The sequence below is a fragment of the Mesorhizobium sp. M0051 genome (assembly GCF_040323235.1).
Lineage (GTDB): Bacteria > Pseudomonadota > Alphaproteobacteria > Rhizobiales > Rhizobiaceae > Mesorhizobium.
This window is the reverse complement of sequence record NZ_JAMYUT010000014.1, coordinates 43,656-63,307: the sequence shown is the minus strand read 5'-3', so window position 1 is coordinate 63,307 and position 19,652 is coordinate 43,656. Positions and strand designations below refer to the sequence as shown.

20 protein-coding genes are annotated in these 19,652 nt (G+C 62.6%); 8 read left to right on the top strand and 12 right to left on the bottom strand.

The genetic code is table 11. From position 1 onward, the window contains the following. Positions 1–55 precede the first annotated feature (55 nt). Positions 56–1,456 carry an argininosuccinate lyase gene (gene argH / locus NKJ90_RS16320; protein WP_023757224.1) on the bottom strand — a complete coding sequence of 467 codons (1,401 nt, stop codon included), beginning with the start codon at positions 1,454–1,456 and terminating at the stop codon, positions 56–58. Between the two features lie 35 nt (positions 1,457–1,491). Here argH and tlpA point away from each other — a divergent pair, with 35 nt between their 5' ends. The 5 genes from tlpA to ugpC all read left to right on the top strand — a co-directional run bounded on the left by tlpA (position 1,492) and on the right by ugpC (position 6,784). Further along, complete coding sequence (tlpA, locus tag NKJ90_RS16315) at positions 1,492–2,181, top strand: thiol:disulfide interchange protein TlpA (RefSeq protein ID WP_352486355.1); 690 nt, start codon at positions 1,492–1,494, stop codon at positions 2,179–2,181. 285 nt (positions 2,182–2,466) lie between these two features. Next, positions 2,467–3,777, top strand: a complete 1,311-nt coding sequence (gene ugpB, locus NKJ90_RS16310; RefSeq protein WP_352486353.1) for a sn-glycerol-3-phosphate ABC transporter substrate-binding protein UgpB — start codon at positions 2,467–2,469, stop codon at positions 3,775–3,777. A 190-nt stretch (positions 3,778–3,967) separates the two neighbouring features. Next, complete coding sequence (gene ugpA, locus NKJ90_RS16305) at positions 3,968–4,852, top strand: sn-glycerol-3-phosphate ABC transporter permease UgpA (protein ID WP_023757221.1); 885 nt, start codon at positions 3,968–3,970, stop codon at positions 4,850–4,852. A gap of 8 nt (positions 4,853–4,860) precedes the next feature. Next, on the top strand, positions 4,861–5,709 hold the full coding sequence (gene ugpE / locus NKJ90_RS16300) for a sn-glycerol-3-phosphate ABC transporter permease UgpE (protein WP_352486351.1): 849 nt from the start codon (positions 4,861–4,863) through the stop codon (positions 5,707–5,709). Between the two features lie 7 nt (positions 5,710–5,716). After that, a complete protein-coding gene (gene ugpC / locus NKJ90_RS16295; RefSeq protein WP_023757219.1) occupies positions 5,717–6,784 on the top strand; it encodes a sn-glycerol-3-phosphate ABC transporter ATP-binding protein UgpC in 1,068 nt (355 codons plus the stop codon). 29 nt (positions 6,785–6,813) lie between these two features. On the opposite strand, the gene NKJ90_RS16290 is transcribed toward ugpC, so the two are convergent. The 3 genes from NKJ90_RS16290 to NKJ90_RS16280 form a co-directional block, all read right to left on the bottom strand. Beyond that, a complete protein-coding gene (locus tag NKJ90_RS16290) occupies positions 6,814–7,896 on the bottom strand; it encodes an ABC transporter ATP-binding protein (protein ID WP_023757218.1) in 1,083 nt (360 codons plus the stop codon). After that, positions 7,893–9,473: an ABC transporter permease gene (locus NKJ90_RS16285; protein WP_023757217.1), complete on the bottom strand. Its 1,581-nt coding sequence runs from the start codon at positions 9,471–9,473 to the stop codon at positions 7,893–7,895. The genes NKJ90_RS16290 and NKJ90_RS16285 overlap by 4 nt, the downstream gene beginning before the upstream one ends. Positions 9,474–9,647: 174 nt before the next feature. Further along, on the bottom strand, positions 9,648–10,655 hold the full coding sequence (locus NKJ90_RS16280) for an iron ABC transporter substrate-binding protein (protein ID WP_023757216.1): 1,008 nt from the start codon (positions 10,653–10,655) through the stop codon (positions 9,648–9,650). Positions 10,656–10,856: 201 nt separating this feature from the next. Between NKJ90_RS16280 and NKJ90_RS16275 the strand changes: the two genes are divergently transcribed. Both NKJ90_RS16275 and NKJ90_RS16270 read left to right on the top strand, forming a co-directional pair. Beyond that, positions 10,857–11,393 carry a sigma-70 family RNA polymerase sigma factor gene (locus tag NKJ90_RS16275; protein WP_023757215.1) on the top strand — a complete coding sequence of 179 codons (537 nt, stop codon included), beginning with the start codon at positions 10,857–10,859 and terminating at the stop codon, positions 11,391–11,393. A gap of 1 nt (position 11,394) precedes the next feature. Beyond that, on the top strand, positions 11,395–12,033 hold the full coding sequence (locus tag NKJ90_RS16270) for an NrsF family protein (protein WP_023757214.1): 639 nt from the start codon (positions 11,395–11,397) through the stop codon (positions 12,031–12,033). 113 nt (positions 12,034–12,146) lie between these two features. Here the strand turns inward: NKJ90_RS16270 and NKJ90_RS16265 are convergent, their stop codons facing one another. From NKJ90_RS16265 to NKJ90_RS16235, 7 genes are all read right to left on the bottom strand, one after another. Next, complete coding sequence (locus NKJ90_RS16265) at positions 12,147–13,025, bottom strand: 3-hydroxybutyryl-CoA dehydrogenase (protein WP_023757213.1); 879 nt, start codon at positions 13,023–13,025, stop codon at positions 12,147–12,149. Between the two features lie 116 nt (positions 13,026–13,141). Further along, positions 13,142–14,071, bottom strand: coding sequence for an electron transfer flavoprotein subunit alpha/FixB family protein (locus NKJ90_RS16260; RefSeq protein ID WP_352486350.1), 930 nt, complete (start codon positions 14,069–14,071; stop codon positions 13,142–13,144). A gap of 156 nt (positions 14,072–14,227) precedes the next feature. Next, positions 14,228–14,977 (bottom strand): electron transfer flavoprotein subunit beta/FixA family protein, encoded by a 750-nt coding sequence (locus NKJ90_RS16255; protein WP_023757211.1) that lies wholly within the window; start codon positions 14,975–14,977, stop codon positions 14,228–14,230. A 183-nt stretch (positions 14,978–15,160) separates the two neighbouring features. Next, on the bottom strand, positions 15,161–15,961 hold the full coding sequence (locus NKJ90_RS16250; protein WP_023757210.1) for a rhomboid family intramembrane serine protease: 801 nt from the start codon (positions 15,959–15,961) through the stop codon (positions 15,161–15,163). 27 nt (positions 15,962–15,988) lie between these two features. Further along, complete coding sequence (locus NKJ90_RS16245) at positions 15,989–16,570, bottom strand: cob(I)yrinic acid a,c-diamide adenosyltransferase (RefSeq protein ID WP_023757209.1); 582 nt, start codon at positions 16,568–16,570, stop codon at positions 15,989–15,991. Between the two features lie 23 nt (positions 16,571–16,593). After that, positions 16,594–16,785: a twin transmembrane helix small protein gene (locus tag NKJ90_RS16240; RefSeq protein WP_023757208.1), complete on the bottom strand. Its 192-nt coding sequence runs from the start codon at positions 16,783–16,785 to the stop codon at positions 16,594–16,596. A gap of 24 nt (positions 16,786–16,809) precedes the next feature. Next, complete coding sequence (locus NKJ90_RS16235; RefSeq protein ID WP_352486349.1) at positions 16,810–17,676, bottom strand: SDR family oxidoreductase; 867 nt, start codon at positions 17,674–17,676, stop codon at positions 16,810–16,812. Positions 17,677–17,731: 55 nt separating this feature from the next. On the opposite strand from NKJ90_RS16235, the gene NKJ90_RS16230 reads away from it, so the two are divergent. Next, on the top strand, positions 17,732–18,583 hold the full coding sequence (locus tag NKJ90_RS16230; RefSeq protein WP_032906951.1) for a YihY/virulence factor BrkB family protein: 852 nt from the start codon (positions 17,732–17,734) through the stop codon (positions 18,581–18,583). A gap of 144 nt (positions 18,584–18,727) precedes the next feature. Here the strand turns inward: NKJ90_RS16230 and NKJ90_RS16225 are convergent, their stop codons facing one another. Continuing rightward, on the bottom strand, positions 18,728–19,633 hold the full coding sequence (locus tag NKJ90_RS16225; protein WP_023757205.1) for a DMT family transporter: 906 nt from the start codon (positions 19,631–19,633) through the stop codon (positions 18,728–18,730). Positions 19,634–19,652 lie beyond the last annotated feature (19 nt).

Here is a 19,652-nt window from a genome sequence, read left to right as displayed (position 1 = left end):
CCCGAGATATTGCTGGCTGCAATATGAGCGATATTGCTGGCCGCAATATCCGGCATCACGCTTTCGCCAGTCGCTTTTTCCAGGCGCGGATCTGCTTCCTCACTTCTGACGGCGCCGTGCCGCCGAAACTGGTGCGGCTCTTGACCGAGTTCTGCACAGCCAGCACCGAAAATATGTCCGCCGTGATGCCGGGATTGATCGACTGCAAATCCTCCAGCGAAAGCCTCTCCAGCCCGACCTTCTTCTCTTCGGCCAGCGCCACCGCCCGGCCGGTGATATGATGTGCCTCGCGGAATGGCAGGCCGAGCGTGCGCACCAGCCAGTCGGCAAGATCGGTCGCTGTCGCGTGGCCGGAGCCGGCGGCCTTTTTCATCGCGGCGGCGTTGACCGTCATGTCCGAAACCATGCCGGTCATCGCCGCCAGCATCAGGTCGAGCGTCTCGGCGGCGTCAAACACCGATTCCTTGTCTTCCTGCATGTCCTTACCGTAGGTCAAAGGCATGCCCTTCATCACCGTCAGCAGGCCGACCAGATGGCCGGTGACGCGGCCGGTCTTGCCGCGCACCAGTTCGGCGGCATCGGGGTTCTTCTTTTGCGGCATGATCGAGGAGCCGGTGGAAAACGAGTCCGACAACCTGACGAAGCCGAACTGCGGCGTCGACCAGATGATGATCTCCTCGGCCAGCCGCGACAGATGCGTGGCGCAGATCGCCGCCATGCCGAGGAACTCCAGCGCGAAATCGCGATCAGAGACGCTGTCCAGCGAATTGCGCATCGGCTCGCGGAAGCCGAGCGCCTTGGCGGTCCGGTAGCGGTCGATCGGGAAGCTGGTGCCGGCGAGGGCCGCGGCGCCGAGCGGGCTTTCGTCCATCCGCTCGATCGCATCGCGCACGCGCGACAGGTCACGCGAAAACATTTCGACATAGGCCATGCAGTGATGGCCGAAGGTCACCGGTTGCGCCGCCTGCATATGGGTGAAGCCCGGCATCACCGTCGCCGCATGCTCCTCGGCCCGCTCCAGCAGCGCCTTGATCAGCCCTTTCAACGCCTCGGCGACGCGAAAGCACTCGTCCTTGACCCACAACCTCAAATCCACCGCCACCTGGTCGTTGCGCGAGCGTGCGGTGTGCAGCCGGCCGGCGGCCGGGCCGATCAGGTCGGCAAGGCGGGCCTCTATGTTCATGTGGATGTCTTCGAGCCGGGTCGAGAACTCGAAGCTTCCGGCCTCGATCTCATTCAGGATCGTGTTCAGCCCGTGAGCGATTTTTTCTTGATCGGCCGCCGAAATAATGCCCGTCTGCGCCAGCATCTCGCTATGGGCGATCGAGCCTTTGATGTCCTGCGCATAGAGTTTTCGGTCGAAGGAGATCGACGCGTTGATCGCTTCCATGATCGCGGCCGGACCCGAGGCAAAACGTCCGCCCCACATCTGGTTGCTGGTCTTCTTGTCGCTCATGGCTATAACCCGTGATTCGGAGCACTTCTGAGAAAATGGCAGACGGTAATAAATTCTTCCCGGCCCCGCGCCTGATCCTCGCCGCCTTGGTGGCGGGCGCGCTGGCCGGCGCGGTCGCGGTATATGTCAGCGAGAGCCGGTCTGGCAACAATGCACCGGCACAAGCAGCCGTCGGTGACAGCAAGGACGATGTCGCCTGCGCCGCCAAGAGCGACCGTGCCAAAAAGATCGCGGCCTCGGCCACCGGTGAAGTCGCTGCACTGTTGCCGGCCGATCCGCCGCAATCCTTGAAAAGCCTCGCCTCTAACGGTCCGGACGGCAAGCCGATGACGCTTGCCGACCTTGCCGGCAAGACCGTGCTGCTCAATCTCTGGGCGACATGGTGCGCGCCGTGCCGTGCCGAAATGCCGGCGCTCGATGCACTGCAGAAGGAAAAGGGCAGCGACGCCTTTCAGGTGGTCGCCGTCAATGTCGATGCCGGCGACGATGTGAAGCCGAAGAAGTTCCTCAGGGATACCGGCGTCGCGACGCTCGGCTACTACAGGGATTCGACGATGGCGCTGTTCAACGACCTCAAGAAGCGCGGCCTGGCGCTCGGCCTTCCCGTCACCATGCTGATCGACGGCGAGGGCTGCCTGCTCGCCCATATGAACGGCCCGGCCGAATGGTCGGGGCCGGATGCCAGGAGACTGGTCGAGACGGTGCTCAAACCCGAAAGCCTTTAGAGCAACTCACCGTTTCACGGCTGCTGCAGCTGTAATCAGCATTGTCATACCCGAAAACCAGCTTGGCGGAGCCCGGTCCTGAAGACGGTCCCTGCGCTGTTCGTTGTCGCGCTAAGTCGGCTAACGCCATTGCTTTGCCGTAGTCTGTTACGGGGAGGCGAGCATTGCTTCAGGCAGAGATGAAGTTCATCGATCTGCAACAAAGCCGTTGTCTGATTGTCATGACCGACACATATTGCCTGTGCGGGAGTGCCCCTTTCGCCAATGACAAACGGGAGATGAAACATGAAGTCCTTCGGCTTCGCGGCCGGTGTTGCCGCCACCTTTACGCTGCTTTCCACCGCCTCCGCTTTTGCTGTCACGCAGATCAGCTGGTGGCACGCCATGACTGGCGCCAATGCCGAGGTCGTCGACAAGATCTCCAAGGATTTCAATGCCAGCCAGAGCGATTATGAGCTCGTTCCGGTGTTCAAGGGCACGTATCCCGAGACGCTGAATGCCGGCATCGCCGCCTACCGCGCCGGCCAGGCGCCCGACATTATCCAGGTGTTCGACGTCGGCACCGGCGTGATGATGGCAGCCGAAGGCGCAATCAAGCCGGCAGCCGATGTATTGACCAGCGCTGGAATGACCTTTGACAAGAGCCAATACCTGCCAGGCATCGTCGGCTATTATTCGAAGCCGGACGGCACCATGCTGTCCTTCCCCTACAACTCCTCTTCGCCGATCCTTTATTACAACAAGGACATCTTCCAGAAGGCTGGTCTCGACGTCGGCAGCCCACCCAAGACCTGGAATGAGGTGTGGGAAGATGCCAAGAAGATCAAGGCGAGCGGCGCGGCCGCCTGCGGCTACACCTCGACCTGGCTGACCTGGATCCATCTGGAGAATTTCGCTGCCTGGAATGATGTGCCATGGGCCACCCAGCAGAATGGCTTGGCCGGCGGCGATGTCGAACTCAAGATCAATGCGCCGATTTTCGTCAATCACTTCCAGGCGCTCGCAGACCTCGCCAAGGACGGCACCTTCAAATATGGCGGGCGCACCTCCGAAGCCAAGCAGATCTTCCTTGCTGGCGAATGCGGGATCATGACCGAATCCTCCGGCGGGCTCGGCGATATCGTCAAGTCCGGCATGAATTACGGCATCGGCCAATTGCCCTATGACAGCGACGCCAAGGGCGCGCCGCAGAACACGACGCCGGGTGGCGCCAGCCTGTGGGTTTTCGCGGACAAATCCGACGAGGAATACAAGGGAGTGGCTGCTTTCTTCGCCTATTTGTCGAAGACCGACGTGCAGGAGTACCTGCACCAGAAGTCGGGCTATTTGCCGGTAACGCTGGCGGCCTATGAAGCGACCAAGAAATCCGGTTTCTATGACAAGAACGTCGGTCGCGAGACCCCGATCCTGCAGATGACGGGTAAGGCGCCGACCGACAATTCGAAGGGCGTACGTCTGCCGAATCTGCCGCAGGTGCGCGATATCCAGAACGAGGAGTTCGAGAAGATGCTCGCCGGCCAGCAAACCGCGCAGCAGGCGCTCGACAATGCGGTCACACGCGGCAATGCCGCGATCAAGGAAGCGCTGGGGAACTAAAGCGGGCGCAAAAGTCCTTGTTCTACTGCGCACCCACCGTCCTGTCAGGGATCTCCCCCCGGAGAGGGGGAGATTTGCTGTGATTTCGCCAATTGTCGATGCTGCCGAATCCGAAACGTCCATCAATGCCACCTTTGACAGAGAAGGGCACCATATGGTGCCACCCGACTAACCAGCCCGGAGTGGCTCCTTGACCCCTCGCGTCGTCTTTCCCAACAAGGTCCTCCCCTACCTCTTGGTGGCACCGCAACTTGCCATCACGCTCGTCTTTTTCTACTGGCCGGCCGGTCAGGCGTTCTATCAGTCCATGCTCAGGCAGGACCCGTTCGGACTGAGGACCAGGTTCGTCTGGTTTGCCAATTTCAGGAAGGTGCTTGCCGATCCAGCCTACCTCAACTCGATCAAGGTGACGGTGGTGTTTTCCCTTGCGACCGCTATCGTCGCCATGTGCGTGGCACTCCTGCTCGCGGTCATGGCAGAGAAGGTGGTGCGCGGCAAAGGTCTTTACCGCACGCTGTTGATCTGGCCCTACGCGGTGGCGCCGGCGATTGCCGGTATGCTGTGGCTGTTCCTCTTCAATCCGTCGATCGGGTCGCTGGCCTACATGCTGAGAAGTTTCGGCATCGCCTGGGATCCGCTGCTCAACGGCACCCACGCCATGATCCTGCTGGTGTCCGCCGCTGCCTGGAAGCAGATCAGTTACAATTTCCTGTTCTTCGTCGCAGGCCTGCAGGCGGTGCCGAAAACCTTGATCGAAGCGGCGGCCATGGACGGGGCCGGCGAGACCAAGCGATTCTGGACCATCGTCTTCCCGCTGCTTGCGCCGACGACCTTCTTCCTGCTGGTCGTCAACACCGTCTATGCCCTGTTCGACACGTTCGGCATCGTCCATGCCGTCACCGGCGGCGGTCCGGGCAAGGCGACTGAGACGCTGGTTTACAAGGTCTACAATGACGGCTTCGTCAATCTGATCCTCGGTGACTCGGCGGCGCAGTCGGTCATCCTGATGATCATCGTGATCTCGCTCACCGCCATCCAGTTCCGCTACGTGGAACGCAAAGTCCATTACGGCTGAGGCAAGCGATGATCGGTCAGTCCTCGTCTCGCATTTTCCTCGCCCATGCCGTGCTCATCCTCGGCATATTGATCGTCGCCTTCCCGATCTACTACACATTCGTTGCCTCGACGCAGACGCTGCAAACGATCCTTAAGCCGCCATTGCCGCTCCTGCCCGGCGATCAGTTCTGGAACAATTATAGCGAAGCGCTGTTCGGCGGTGTCGGCCGCATCGGCGGCGTCAGTGTCGGTCGATTGCTGCTCAACACCACGGTCATGGCGCTCGGCATCGCGGTGGGGAAGATTTTCATCTCGATCCTGTCGGCATATGCGATCGTGTTCTTCCGTTTTCCGCTGCGGATGGTCTTCTTCTGGCTGATCTTCATCACCCTGATGCTTCCCGTTGAGGTGCGCATCCTGCCCACCTACAAGGTGATGGTCGATCTCGGCATGATCGACACCTACGCCGGCCTGATCATCCCGCTGATCGCCTCGGCCACCGCCACATTGCTGTTTCGACAGTTTTTCATGACAATTCCAGGTGAACTCGTGGAGGCGGCGCGTGTAGACGGTGCAGGGCCGTGGCGCTTCTTCTTCGATATCCTGTTGCCATTGTCGCGCACAAACATTGCCGCGCTGTTCGTCATCCTCTTCATCTATGGCTGGACACAGTATCTATGGCCGTTGCTTGTCACCAACAGCAACAACATGAATACGATCGTCATCGCGCTCAGGAAGATGGTCTCCTTCGCCGATGCCGATACGCAATGGCACCTGGTCATGGTCACAGCGATGCTGGCCATCGTGCCGCCGATCCTGGTCGTGGTGCTGATGCAACGCTGGTTCGTTCGCGGCCTAGTCGATTCCGAAAAGTGAGAAGCTGATGGCGACCGTCGATCTGAAGGACGTTAAGAAGGTCTACCCGAGCGGCTTCGAGGCCGTGAAGGGGGTTTCCATCGCCGTTCCCGACAAGCAGCTTTGCGTGCTGGTCGGCCCATCCGGCTGCGGCAAGTCCACGCTGCTCAGAATGATCGCCGGGCTCGAAACCATCTCCTCGGGAACGGTTGCGATCGACGGCAAGATCGTCAACTCCATCGGCCCGACCGAGCGTGACATCGCCATGGTGTTCCAGAATTATGCGCTCTACCCGCATATGAAGGTCTACGACAATATGGCCTACGGGTTGCGCAACCGCGGCACGCCGAAAGACGAGATCGACAGCCGGGTCCGTTCGACGGCGAAGGTGCTGGAACTTTCAACACTGCTCGACCGACGCCCGCGCGAGCTGTCCGGCGGCCAGCGCCAGCGGGTCGCCATGGGCCGTGCCATTGTGCGCAACCCGCGCGTTTTCCTGTTCGACGAGCCGCTCTCCAATCTCGATGCCAAATTGCGCGGCCAGATGCGGGTCGAGATCAAGAACCTGCAGCGCTCGCTCGGCGTCACGTCGGTCTATGTCACCCACGACCAGCTCGAGGCGATGACGCTGGCCGACATCCTCGTTGTCATGAATGCCGGACTGGTCGAGCAGATGGGGGCGCCGCTCGACGTCTACGAGAAACCGGCTTCGACGTTCGTCGCTTCCTTCATCGGCGCGCCGCCGATGAATCTCCTGGCGTTGACCGCAGGCTCCTCGGGCCCGATGCTAGCTGACGGCACGGCGATTGCCTTCGCGCCTGAGCAGGCAAGAGCCGCGACAGTCGGTTTTCGGCCCGAGGATGCCGACGTTACCTTCAATGCGGAGGCGCCGTCCGGCGCACTCGTCCTGCCGGCGCTGGTCGCGGCCGTCGAACCGGTAGGTGCCGAGAGTTTTCTTCACTGTGCCGCGGGTGGCAGCAGCATCATCGTGCGTGTCGCTGGTCGCGCGACCGCTACGGTCGGCAATCAGTTGCGCGTGGTTGCCAAGGCAGAAAAGCTGCATTGGTTCGATCACGCCGGAAAGCGCGTCGGCTAATCCGAACGATATGTCCTACGCGTCGGCGTTCAGGCAAAGACATGCGCCTTTCCCGACACGGTCAGCCGGACGATCTCGCCGACCGCCGGCGCGTCCATGCCCGGTTTGCGCAGCACCAGCGGCGTGTTGCCGATCGCGGCCGCATCGGGCGGATCGGCGTTGTTCAGAAGCCGCACCGCGACCGTGCACATCGAGCCGGCGAATTCCGATTCCGTCACTTCGCCGAACAGCATGTCCGAAGTGCCCGACATGCCCTCGCGCGACGTTCTTTTCAGCGCGATCTGCTCCGGCCGCAGCATGATGCGGGCAACGTCGCGGCTGTCGTTGGTGTCGACCGCGATGCGGCCGAGCGGCGAGCTGGCGAAGCCAGCGGATATCTTTGCCGGCAGGATGATGGCGTCGCCGAGGAATTCGGCGATCATCCTGTCCTTCGGCTTGAAATAGAGTTCGCGTGGCGTACCGATCTGCGAGAACTTGCCGTCGCGCATCACCGCGACCTGACTGGCGAAGGACAGCGCTTCGGCCTGGTCGTGCGTCACCAGGATGGTCGTGATGCCGGCGGTTTCCAGAAGCTCGGCCACCGCCTTGCGCATCGAGGCGCGCAGGCCGGTATCGAGCGCCGAGAACGGCTCGTCAAGAAGCATCAGCCTGGGCTTCATCGCCATGGCGCGGGCCAGCGCAACGCGCTGCTGCTGGCCGCCGGAGAGTTCGTGCGGGCGGCGTTTGAGGATCGCCTTGTCGAGCCCGACGATATAGGCGAGCTCGACGATGCGCTCGGTGCGCTTTTCTTCGCCACGCGCCATGCCGAAGCCGATATTGTCGCCGATGGTCAGATGCGGGAACAGGGCGCCGTCCTGCGCCACCACGCCGATGCCGCGGCGATGTGCCGGCACGGCACCGTCACCATTGGCCAGAACCTCGCCGTCGAGCATGATGCGGCCCCGATCCGGGGCCTCGAAGCCGGCGATCAGCCGCAGCAGGGTCGTCTTGCCGCAGCCCGATGGGCCGACAATCGCCGTGCGGCTGCCACTGGCGACGCTGAGGTCGACGCCAGCAAGCGCCGCGACCGGGCCGTAATGCTTGTGCAGGCCGCTGATCTCGAGAAAGCTCATCGTCCGGCCATCCGTTTCGACTGGACATAAAGCAGCCAGGTCAAGGGAAGCGACATGGCCACCATGATGAAGGCGTAAGGTGCCGCAGAGGCATAATCAATCTCGCTGCTGTAGGACCAGAACGCCATCGCCAGCGTGCGGGTGCCGTTCGGCGCCAGCATCTGGGTGGCGGTCAGTTCGTTCATGATGCCGAGTGCCACGAGCGCCATGCCGGCTGCTGCACCTGGCGCCGACAGGCGGATCGTGGTCGACCACAGCGCCTGCAGCGGCGGCCGGCCGAGGCTGGAAGCTGCCCGTTCGAGTTCGACAGGTGCCTGCGCGATCGACGCGCGCAGGCTGACCAGCGCGCGCGGCAGGAACATCAGCGCATAGGCCATCAGGATGGTGAACAGGGTCTGGTAGAGCGGAAACGCGATGCGCACGGTGATGGTGACCAGCGCCAGCGCAATGACGACCCCCGGCAACGAGCCGACGATGTAGTTGCAGCCCTCCAGCAGGCGCTGCAATGGCCCCGGCGCGCGGATCGAGATCCAGGCCATCGGCATGGCGGCGACCGTGGCGAGCAATGCGCCGGCGAGCGCCAGGAACAGCGTTTGGCCAAGCGCCAGCCCTATCTCGTCGAAGCGCCAGACAGCCGCGCCGCCGGCGGCAAGCCAGCCGCCAATGGTGACGAAAGGCACGCCAAGCGCCAGCAGCGTGGTGACGACAAGCAAGGCCAGGCAAGGTCCGGTGGCCCGTCCGAGGCTTGTGCGCTGCTGATAGCGCGCGGCGCCCGAGCCGACGCGGGCATAGCGCTCCTCGCCGCGCACCAGCACTTCGAGGCCGAGCAGCACGAAACAGCAGCTTACCAGTACGCCGGCCAGCATGTTGGCAGCCGGCCCGTTGAAGGTCGACTGGAACTGGTCGACGATCGCCGTGGTGAAGGTGTCGAAGCGGATGAAGACATAGAGGCCGTACTCAGCCAGCAGATGCAGACCGACCAGCAGCGAGCCGCCGCAGATCGCGAGCCGCAATTGCGGCAGCACGACACGCCAAAACACGCGCCGGGGCCCAAGGCCGAGTGCGGCGGCGGCGTCCTCGAGGGCGGGATCGAGACGGCGCAGCGCCGCCGACACCGGCAGATACAGGAGGGGGAAATAGGCGATCACGGAAATCAGGACGCCGGCCCACAGGCCGTGCAGTCCTGGCACCATGGTGATCCAAGCATAGCTGTGCACGAAAGCGGGAATGGCGAGCGGCGCCACGCACAGCCACGCCCAGAACCGGGCGCCCGGCAGGTTGCTGCGCTCGGTCAGCCAGGCCAGTGCAACCGACAGCACGATGGTGATCGGCACGCAGAGCAGCACCAGCAGGACAGTGTTGACCAGAAGCTCGCCGACACGTGCCCGGAAGACCAGCGCCGAGACGGTTTCCCAGCCGGTCTGCACTGCGATCCAGATGATGAAGGCGAGCGGCAGCAGCGCCAGCAGCGCAACGAAGATAGCGACGATGACCAGCCAAAGCGGTACGCGCCGCCGAGACCTTCGGCCTGTGCCCGAAGGCAGGCCCGAGCGCGCAAGATCGACCGCAGACTGCATCAGGTCAGACGCCACGCCGTTGGCGTCCAGCGGCAGCAATTGAAGGACCGCGATCGCGGTCGGGAACACAGCGTGTCGTCATCGACGAATGCCATCTCGAAAAACAAAATCACTCCCGCGGAAGGCGAATTTCCGCGGGAGCGTGGTCGGTTGTCCTTTTAGGAGGAATGTCAACTAAAGCAAGCCGGCTGCCGTCATCAGGTCGGTGACCTTCTTGGAGTTCAGCCTCGTGGCATCGACCTTTGGCGCCTGCAGATCGGCGAGCGGTACCAGCTTCGGGTTGGACTCCGCACCCTTGCCGACCGCGTATTCGAAGGAATCGCCGGTCTTCAGCACGTCCTGGCCGCCCTTGCCGGTCACCCATTTCAGGAAGGCCTGGGCTTCCTTCGGATGCTTGCTCGAAGCCAGCACACCGCCACCGGAGATCGAAACGAATGCGCCCGGATCCTGGCTCTTGAAATAGTGCAACGCGACATTCTTGCTGTTTTCGCCGGTCTTGGCCTGATCGCCGAAATAGTAATAATGGTAGATCACGCCGCCTTCGATTTCGCCGGCGTTGACCGCCTTCATCACCGTGCTGTTGCCCTTGTAGGCGGTGAAGTTGGTCTTCATCGCCTTCAGCCAGTCCGCCGTGGCGGCCTCGCCCTTGAGCTGCAGCAGCGCACTGACGATGGCCTGGAAATCGGCGCCCGATGGTGAAGCGGCCCAACGGCCCTTCCAGCTCGGATCCGCGAGGTCAAGCATCGACTTGGGTAGCTGGTCGGCGCTTAGCTTGGTCTTGTTATAGGCAAAGACCGTACTGCGCGCCGCGACGCCGACCCATTTGCCGCTGGCCGGCTGATAGTCCTGGGGAACCTGGGCCAGCGTGTCGGCTTCGACCGGCGCGAACAGGCCGGCATTTTCGACCAGCACCATGGCTGGCGAGTTTTCCGTCAGGAACACGTCTGCGGGCGAAGCAGCGCCCTCGGCGACGATCTGGTTCGAGAAATCGCTGTCGCCGCCATTGCGCACGGTTACCTTGATGCCGGTCTCCTTGGTGAAGCCTTCGGCCCACGCCTTGGTCAGGCTCTCGTGCTGGGCGTTGTAAACAATGATGCCATCATCTTCCGCCATCGCCGGACCGGCGAGCAGGATGATTGCCAGCGCGGTGGCGCCGACGAGGGTGGAAAGGGCGTATTTCATGGCATGTCCTCGTTCTGCGGGTCTTCGGTCTGTCAGGGCTGCACCTATCGATACCTGACCGGGATAGTCAACATTGCTTTGCTGATTTTGATCGAGCGCCTGCAAAGTTTCGTGATTTGCCGCTAGTTTGGCTTGGACATTATTTCGCCGGCCACGTAACAAATCAGCGCCGAGACGCGAAAATCGGGGGAGTGAACTCTTGTGAGCGGCAAGAACGAGGCCGAGCTTTCCCGGCTGATGCGGGCCGCGATCGCGGGAGATGAAAGGGCCTATGCCGACTTTCTGCACCGGATTGCCGCGCTGGTGCGCGGTTTTGTCAGGCGCAAGATCGTGCAGGGCGGGGTCGATCCCGAGGATGTCGTGCAGGAAACGTTGCTGGCCATTCATGTGAAACGACATACCTGGCGCCAGGACGCGCCGGTGTTGCCGTGGATCTATGCAATCGCCCGCTTCAAGCTTATCGACGCGTTCCGGCGGCGTGGACGGCGCATCGAGATCGATATCGACGATATCGCCGAGACATTCGCCGAGCCGGAAACGGAAACCGTCAGCGAGCGCGACATCAACCGGGCTTTGGATGGCCTGTCGCCGGCACAGCGCTCGGTGGTCTCAGCCGTATCGGTGGAAGGCCGCTCTATCGGAGAGACGGCGGCAAGGTTCGGTATCAGCGAGACGGCGGTGCGTGTGTCGCTGCATCGGGGACTTGCCGCGATAGCCAAGCGATTCGGGCGGGAATGACATGAGGACGGACGATCTCATCAAGGCGCTGGACGCCGATGCCGGTAGCAAGGCGATGCCGTTGCAATCGGCCTGGTGGATGGCCGCCGGTGCTGCAGCGGTGATCGCCGCCGTCGTTTTCCTGCTGACCATCGGCCCGCGCCCGGACTTCATGGCGGCCGCGCATACGATGCGCTTTCTCTCCAAGTTTGTTTTCACCATCGTGCTTGCCGTCAGTGCCTTTGCCCTGATCCGCGACTTGTCGACGCCGGGAGCTTCGACGCGTCGGGCAATGGCTTGGATGGCCGCGGCGCCGGTGCTGGTAGCCGTGGCGGCGGTTCTGGAGCTTTTCATGGTGCCGGAGGCGCTGTGGGGCACAAGGATGGTCGGCTCCAACATGATGATCTGCATGACATTCATCCCTTTGATCGGGATCGGACCGCTTGCCATCTTCCTGTGGATGCTGCGCTACGGCGCGCCGACACGACCGGTGCTTGCAGGCGCGGTCGCGGGCCTGCTCGCCGGCGGGCTGTCGGCGACCTTCTACGCCGCCCATTGCTTCGACGATTCGCCGCTTTTCGTTGCTACCTGGTACACGATCGCGATCGCTGTACTGGCGCTGCTTGGTGCGCTTGGCGGGCGGTTTTTCGTGCGCTGGTAGTGCGTCACCGCGAACACGGCACGTGCTCACCAATCCTTGATCATCCCGGCAACTGTTTGTCGGTCTCGATCAGAACCGGTCCCGAAAAGAGCCTGCTGCTGACGCGAATCTGATCAGCGCGTCGGAACGGGATGCTCGCCGCGATAGTCGTAGAAGCCGCGCCCGGTCTTGCGGCCGAGCCAGCCGGCCTCGACATATTTCACCAGCAGGGGGCAAGGACGGTATTTCGAATCCGACAGGCCGTCGTGCAGCACCTGCATGATCGACAGGCAGGTATCGAGACCAATGAAATCGGCAAGCTGCAGCGGCCCCATCGGATGGTTGGCGCCGAGCCGCATGGCGGTGTCGATGGCGTCGACCGAGCCGACACCCTCATAGAGCGTGTAGATCGCTTCGTTGATCATCGGCAGCAGGATGCGATTGACTATGAAGGCCGGAAAATCCTCCGAGACCGTGATCGTCTTGTCGAGCTGCTTCACAAAGGTCTTGGCCGCCTCGAAGGTCCGGTCCTCGGTGGCGATGCCGCGCACCAGTTCGACCAGCTTCATCAGCGGCACCGGGTTCATGAAATGTATGCCGATGAACCGCTCCGGCCGGTCGGTTTGCGCGGCAAGCCGCGTGATCGAGATCGACGAAGTGTTGGTCGCCAGGATGGCTTCGGGATTGAGCTGCGGACAGAGCTGGGCGTAGATCTTGCGCTTGACGGTCTCGTCCTCGGTCGCCGCCTCGATCACCAGATCGGCGCCGGCAAGATCCGCCATCGCTGGCGCGGAAGAGATGCGCGCCATCGCTTCGTTGCGCACCTTCTCTTCGAGCTTGCCGGAACCCACCTGGCGGGCCATGTTGCCGCTGATGGTGGCGATGCCCTTCTCGATGCGGTCGGGCGATATATCGTAGATCAGCACCTTGTAGCCCGAAAGCGCGGAGACATGGGCGATACCTCCGCCCATCTGGCCCGCGCCGATGATGCCGATCGTCTCGATCTTGCTCATTACACCGATCCCGTCAAAATGCCTTTGCGGCCTGCTTTTTGTGCGGTGCAAACTAAAAGGGCGGGGCGACTTCGTCTACCCCGCCCTCACTATTTAATACGCTTTGGCAGAAAGCGTCAAAGCGCCTTTTGCAACTCCGGCAGGATGACGAAGAGATCGCCGACGAGGCCGTAGTCGGCAACCTGGAAGATCGGCGCCTCCTCGTCCTTGTTGATGGCGACGATGACCTTCGAATCCTTCATGCCGGCGAGGTGCTGGATGGCGCCGGAGATGCCTACCGCGATGTAGAGATCGGGGGCGACGACCTTGCCGGTCTGGCCGACCTGCCAGTCGTTCGGCGCATAGCCGGCATCGACGGCGGCGCGCGAAGCGCCGACGGCGGCACCGAGCTTGTCGGCGACCGGCAGGATGACTTCCTGGAACTTCTCTGCCGAGCCGAGAGCGCGACCACCAGAGATGATGATCTTGGCCGAGGTCAGTTCCGGACGGTCGGTCTCCGAAAGCTTGTTTTCGACGAAGGAGGACAGGTCGGGATTGGTCGCCGCCTTGACGGTCTCGACCGCCGCCGAGCCGCCTTCGGGGGCAGCCTGGAAGGAGGCGGTGCGGACAGTGATCACCTTCTTGGCGTCGCTCGACTGCACCGTCTGGATGGCGTTGCCGGCATAGATCGGCCGCTTGAAGGTGTCGGGCGATACCACTTCGATGATTTCGGAGACCTGCGCGACGTCGAGCAGGGCAGCCACGCGCGGCGCGACATTCTTGCCCGACGAGGTCGCCGGCGCGATGATGGTGTCGTAGGCGCCTGCCAGCGACACGACCAGTGCCGCTGTCGGTTCGGCGAGACGCTCGGCGAGTTCGTCGGCTTCCGCGAGCAGCACCTTGGTGACGCCCTTCAGCTTGGCGGCAGCATCGGCTGCGCTCTTGGCGCTCTTGCCAGCCACCAGCACATGCACGTCCGAACCGATCTGCAGGGCCGCCGACAGCGCCTTGGCGGTCTGGTCGGAAAGGGTGGCGTTGTCGTGTTCGGCAATCAGAAGAATAGCCATTGATGATATTCCTGACTTTCGTTTCGCGGCTCCCTGAAATCCGGTCAGGCCGAGTCGAAAACGGTTGGTTTCGAGAACCGGAGCGGAGCGTACTTCAGTACGTGAGCACCGGAAGCGGAGAAACCGGCCGTTTGCAGGCCGGCCTCATCGGATTTCCTAGAGCACGCCGGCTTCGTTCTTCAGCTTGTCGACCAGTTCGGCGACGCTCTTGACCTTGACGCCCGCCTTGCGGCCACCTGGCTCCTCGGTCTTGATGACCTTGAGGCGCGGCTTGACGTCGGCTCCGTAGTCGGCGGGCGATTTCTCGTCGAGCTGCTTCTTCTTTGCCTTCATGATGTTGGGCAGCGAGGCATAGCGCGGCTGGTTGAGGCGAAGGTCGGCGGTCACGATCGCCGGCATCTTCAATTCCACGGTCTGCAGGCCGCCATCGACTTCGCGCGTCACCTTGGCCTTGTCGCCGTCGAGCACGACCTTGGAAGCGAAGGTGCCCTGCGCCCAGCCCAGAAGCGCCGCCAGCATCTGGCCGGTCTGGTTGGAATCGTCGTCGATCGCCTGCTTGCCGAGGATGACGAGGCCGGGCTGCTCTGCCTCGACCACGCCCTTCAGCACCTTGGCGACGCCGAGCGGCTCGGTCTGCTCGTCGGTCTTGACCAGAATGGCGCGGTCGGCGCCCATGGCGAGCGCGGTGCGCAGGGTTTCCTGCGCCTGCTGCGGGCCGATCGACACGACGATGATCTCTTCCGCCTTGCCGGCTTCCTTCAGCCGGATTGCTTCTTCCACAGCGATCTCGTCGAACGGGTTCATCGCCATCTTGACGTTGGCGAGTTCAACCGCCGAACCATCGGCCTTCACGCGAACCTTCACATTCGCATCCACAACCCGCTTCACGGGCACAAGGATCTTCATTTGCCTGTCACCTCTCTTGAGATAGTTGGGCGCGCCTATAGCAGCCTGCGCCCCTGCTGAGTTGTCGAAAGCCGACATTCCGGATGGAAATTCTGGTCTTTGACCGCCTTAGGCTGCGGCGGAGACGTTTCCGTAGTTGCGGCAACCCTGCACGTCAATACGCCGCAAGCTGCTCAAATCGGTTCAGTCCGAGCTGGACGCGTTTCCTCGCCCCCAGCGCGGTGTCGCGGCGGGTGGGTCGGGGATCAGCGGTTCCGTAGCAACCGGCTGTTGGGTGGGAGCGCTGGGCGCGACATCTTCGTCAGGGCCTGCAAACAGCGGCACACCGCGGCTGCGCAATATGAGCACCAGAACGGCGCCGGCGATGATGCCGCCGATGTGGCAGGCCCAGGAGATCTGATCCTCGCCGCCGGCGGCAAACATCACCACCTGGAACAGCACCCACAGAATGAGCGGGATGAAGGCCGGAATGCGCAACGGGATGCGGGCAAAGGCCAGCACCCAGACCTTTACTCTGGGATAAAGGATCAGATAGGCGACGACCACGCCGGCGATGGCCCCGGACGCGCCGATCAGCGGCACCTGCGAATCCCAGGCGACGAGCCCCTGGAAGGCCGCTCCCGCAACGGCGCACAACAGGTAGAAGATGAGATAGCGGACGTGGCCGAGCGCATCCTCGACATTGTCGCCAAACACCCACAGGAACAGCATGTTGCCGCCGAGGTGGAAGATGTCGGCGTGCAGGAAGGAATAGGTGAGATAGCTCAGGCTTTCGGGGATGACGACAAAGCGCGGGTCGAGTTCGGCGGTGTCATGCACGACCGAGGGGATGAAGCCGAGGCCAAGCACGGCGGCATTGGAGAAATTCTCGCCGCCGATCGCAGTGGCGAGGTAGACCAGGGCGTTGACCGCGATCAGCCCGATCGTCACATATTGCAGCCTGATGTGCCGCAGCCTGTTGGTATCGTAGAGCGGGATGAACATGCCGCAGGCCCCTTCGGCTTTCGACAATCAGCGGTTCTTGCCCGGAACCCATAACACGTCGGCGTTTCCGTTGTCATTGACCGCCCGGGCGGCGACAAACAGGAAATCCGAGACGCGGTTGATGTATTTCAGTCCGTCGCTGTTGACGTGTTCGTTCGGGTCCTGGGCCAGGGCCACCATCAGCCGTTCGGCCCGCCGTGCCACGGTGCGGGCGAGGTGCAGGGCGGCGGCCGCCGGTGTGCCGCCATTGAGCACGAAGGATTTGAGCGGCTGGAGCCCCTTGTTGAGCAGGTCGATCTCCTTCTCGACCCGATCGGTCTGCACGGCGACGATGCGAAGCGGCTCATAGCCCAGCGGCTTGCCGTCGTCGGGCACGGCGAGATCCGCGCCGAGATCGAATAGATCGTTCTGGATGCGGGAGAGCATGGCGTCGATCGCGGGGTGGCTCGATGCCGTGTGGACCCTGGCGATGCCGATGCAGGCATTGGCCTCGTCGACGGTGCCGTAGGCGTCCACCCGCAGATCGGATTTCAGTCGCCGTTCGCCGGTGCCGAGACCCGTGGTGCCGTCATCGCCGGTGCGGGTGTAGATCTTGTTGAGCTTGACCACGTCGCCTCCCGGCAGCCGATATCTCACTTGCGGGTGAAATACACCGCAAGCAGGATCAGCGCCAGCGCCACGGCCTGCAACAGAACGCGCGTCTGCATCAGCTTGTTCGAGGTGAAGCCGGAACCGCCTCGCATCATGTTGATAAGGCCGCGAACGAGGACGATCACCACGGCGACCATGACCAGGATGGCGAGGATGTTGAAGACGGATGCCATTATTGCGTTTCCAGTTGTTTGGCTTCAGGCTCGCTTGGCGAGCAGGCGATAGAGCATCGAAGCGGGCAGGATGCGTTTGAGCGCCGCACCGATTCTGGCCGGCACTGTTACCACATAGTGCGGGCGCGGGCGCCGCGACAGAAGTGCATGGCGCAGCGCCGCATGAACCACCTCCGGTCCGGGTTTCAAGGCCGATTGACTGCCGCCGGCCCGCAGCCGCTCCAGTTGCGCCGCATAGTCGAGGCGGTGGACTGAAGTCTCGTGCTCGATGTGCTTCAAGAACCAGGGCAGCGCGTTGCTGGCGATTTTCGACTTTACCGGCCCGGGCTCGATCAGAGAGACATGGATGCCGCTGCCGGCCAGTTCCTGGCGCTGGCAGAGCATCAAGGCCTCCAAGGCGTGTTTCGATGCCGAATAGGCGCCGCGAAAACGCACTGGCATCAAACCGAGGATCGACGAGCAGTGGACGATGCGGCCGTGCCCCTGGCGGCGCATCACCGGCACCAGCCGGCGGGTCAGGTCATGCCAGCCGAAGAAATTCGCCTCGAACTGCTCCTTGAGCGCGGCAACGGGCAGATCCTCGACGGCGCCGCCTTGCGCATAGGCGCCATTGTTGAACAGGGCGTCGAGCCTGCCGCCGGTGCGGTCGAGCACCGCCGCCACCAGCGCGGCGATGGAATCCGGTTCGCAATAATCGAGATAGAAAGCCTCGATACCGTCGATCTCGAGGGCGGCGATGTCCTGCGGCTTGCGCGCGGTGGCGAACACCCGCCAGCCTTCCGCCTTTAACGCACGGGCGCAATACGCACCAATTCCGGAAGATGCGCCGGTGACGATGATCGGGCGCAACTCTTGCGTTGAACTGTTCGTGGTTTCGCCAAGGGTTGCCATTTGCCGCAATCCCTTCCCATATTCCCGGCGTGGAGACAATTGGAGGGCACGGTTCTTGTTGCGGAAGATCGTTGCACTCAAACGGGTCCTCTACGACGCGCTTGGCCATTTCAACACCGATGACGGCTGGGCGATGGCCAGCCATCTGGCGATCACATCGTTGATGGCCCTGTTCCCATTCCTGATCTTTGCCACGACGCTGGCGAGCTTCCTCGGCGCGCAGGCGTTCTCAGACACGGCCGTGCACCTTGTGTTCGACACCTGGCCCGAGCAGATCGCCAAGCCGATCGCGCGCGAAGTGCTCAATGTGCTGACCGTCAGGCGCACCGATCTCTTGACCTATGGCGTGCTGCTTGCCGCCTACTTCGCCTCGAACGGCATCGAGGCGCTGCGCACGTCGCTCAACCGCGCCTATCGCGTCTCGGAAACGCGCGGCATCATCTACCGCCGGGTGCAGAGCATCATCTTCGTGCTCATCGCAACGGCCGGGTTTCTGGCGATCAGCGTGCTTCTGGTGTTCGCGCCGCTGCTGGCGCGGCTCGCCGAAGCCCATATCGACTGGATCAAGCCCTATATGGGCACCATCACGCTGTGGCGTTATGTGATCGCCTCGGCGGTCATCGTCGGCGGATTGTTCGCCGTCCATTTCTGGTTGCCGGCGGGCAAGCGCCGCCTGGTGTCGATCGTCCCGGGCATCATCTTCACGCTGTCCGGATGGCTTGTCGGCTCGACTGTCTTCGCCACCTATCTCGACCACTTCTCGTCCTACGTGACGACCTATGCCGGCCTCGCCTCGATCATGATCGCCGTGGTCTTCCTCTACATGGTCTCGGCGATCTTCATCCTTGGCGGCGAGCTCAATGCCGCGATCAGCCGCTATCTGGAGGCCCGCGCCCGGGTTGGATGACGGCTGAATTGGAGGATTTGGGAACTGGAGAATTGAAGAATTGAAGAATTGAAGAATTAAAGAAGTGGCACCCAGCACCGGATGGCCCCATTTTCCTCAATTCCTCAATTCCTCAATTCCTCAATTCCTCAATTCCTCAATTCCTCAATTCCTCAATTCCTCAATTCTACAATTCCACCCTTTGTCTGCCGTGCCCGTTGCCAGGCCGACGCCGAATGTGGTGATCGCCATGCCGGCAATCTGCAGCACGTTGAGTTGCTCGTCGAACAAGGCCCAGGCGATGATGGCCGTCACCGCCGGCACAAGATAGAACAGCGAGGCCACTTTCGACATCTCGCCGTCGCGGATCATCACCATCAGCAGGAAGATGGCGCCGAGCGACAGCACCAGCACCAGCCAGGCCATGGCGAAGATCAATTCGCCGTTGATGACGACCGAATGCGTCTCGAAGGCGAGCGAAGCCAGGAGCATCAGCGAGGCGCCGCCGACATATTGCCACATGGTCGCCGCGACGAGGTCGCCGCCGGATGCGAAGCGCTTCTGCCAGATGGTGCCGGCGCTCATGCCGAGCACCGAGACCAGCGAGGCGGCCAGTGTCGCCGCTGTTACGCCGCCGCCGAGCGCGCCGAGCTTCGGCCACAGCACGATGACGATGCCGACGAGGCCGATTCCAAGGCCAAGCCAGTGGCGTGGCAGGATCGCCTCGCCGAGAAGCTTGCCGGCAAGCACCGCCGTGATCAGCGGCTGCAGGCCGACGATCAGGGCCGAAAAGCCGGCCGGCATGCCGTGGTGGATGGCCCAGAACACGGCACCGAGATAGACGCCGTGCATCAGTATGCCGGCGCCGGTGGCATGCAATGCCTCCTCGCGGGTGGCTCTTTTCGAGCCCAGCACCAGCATCAGGACGGCCAGCAGGACGGCGGCGATGACGAAACGCGCGGCAAGGAAGGTGAACGGCTCCGCCCATGGCATGGCATAGCGCGCGCCGATGAAGCCGGTCGCCCACAAGACGACGAAGGTGGCGGGAATGAACCGCTTGATGCTGTGCATGTTCCGGAGACCGCCGTGC

Excerpts from the sequence above, each read along its gene's own strand:
- tlpA (WP_352486355.1), top strand. The coding sequence starts at position 1,492 with ATGGCAGACGGTAATAAATTCTTCCCGGCCCCGCGCCTGATCCTCGCC.
- ugpE (WP_352486351.1), top strand. The coding sequence starts at position 4,861 with ATGATCGGTCAGTCCTCGTCTCGCATTTTCCTCGCCCATGCCGTGCTC.
- argH (WP_023757224.1), bottom strand. The coding sequence starts at position 1,456 with ATGAGCGACAAGAAGACCAGCAACCAGATGTGGGGCGGACGTTTTGCC.
- NKJ90_RS16265 (WP_023757213.1), bottom strand. The coding sequence starts at position 13,025 with ATGAGCAAGATCGAGACGATCGGCATCATCGGCGCGGGCCAGATGGGC.
- ugpB (WP_352486353.1), top strand. The coding sequence starts at position 2,467 with ATGAAGTCCTTCGGCTTCGCGGCCGGTGTTGCCGCCACCTTTACGCTG.
- NKJ90_RS16250 (WP_023757210.1), bottom strand. The coding sequence starts at position 15,961 with ATGTTCATCCCGCTCTACGATACCAACAGGCTGCGGCACATCAGGCTG.
- NKJ90_RS16285 (WP_023757217.1), bottom strand. The coding sequence starts at position 9,473 with ATGCAGTCTGCGGTCGATCTTGCGCGCTCGGGCCTGCCTTCGGGCACA.
- NKJ90_RS16235 (WP_352486349.1), bottom strand. The coding sequence starts at position 17,676 with ATGGCAACCCTTGGCGAAACCACGAACAGTTCAACGCAAGAGTTGCGC.
- NKJ90_RS16240 (WP_023757208.1), bottom strand. The coding sequence starts at position 16,785 with ATGGCATCCGTCTTCAACATCCTCGCCATCCTGGTCATGGTCGCCGTG.
- NKJ90_RS16270 (WP_023757214.1), top strand. The coding sequence starts at position 11,395 with ATGAGGACGGACGATCTCATCAAGGCGCTGGACGCCGATGCCGGTAGC.
- NKJ90_RS16225 (WP_023757205.1), bottom strand. The coding sequence starts at position 19,633 with ATGCACAGCATCAAGCGGTTCATTCCCGCCACCTTCGTCGTCTTGTGG.
- NKJ90_RS16260 (WP_352486350.1), bottom strand. The coding sequence starts at position 14,071 with ATGGCTATTCTTCTGATTGCCGAACACGACAACGCCACCCTTTCCGAC.
- NKJ90_RS16280 (WP_023757216.1), bottom strand. The coding sequence starts at position 10,655 with ATGAAATACGCCCTTTCCACCCTCGTCGGCGCCACCGCGCTGGCAATC.
- ugpC (WP_023757219.1), top strand. The coding sequence starts at position 5,717 with ATGGCGACCGTCGATCTGAAGGACGTTAAGAAGGTCTACCCGAGCGGC.
- NKJ90_RS16290 (WP_023757218.1), bottom strand. The coding sequence starts at position 7,896 with ATGAGCTTTCTCGAGATCAGCGGCCTGCACAAGCATTACGGCCCGGTC.
- NKJ90_RS16255 (WP_023757211.1), bottom strand. The coding sequence starts at position 14,977 with ATGAAGATCCTTGTGCCCGTGAAGCGGGTTGTGGATGCGAATGTGAAG.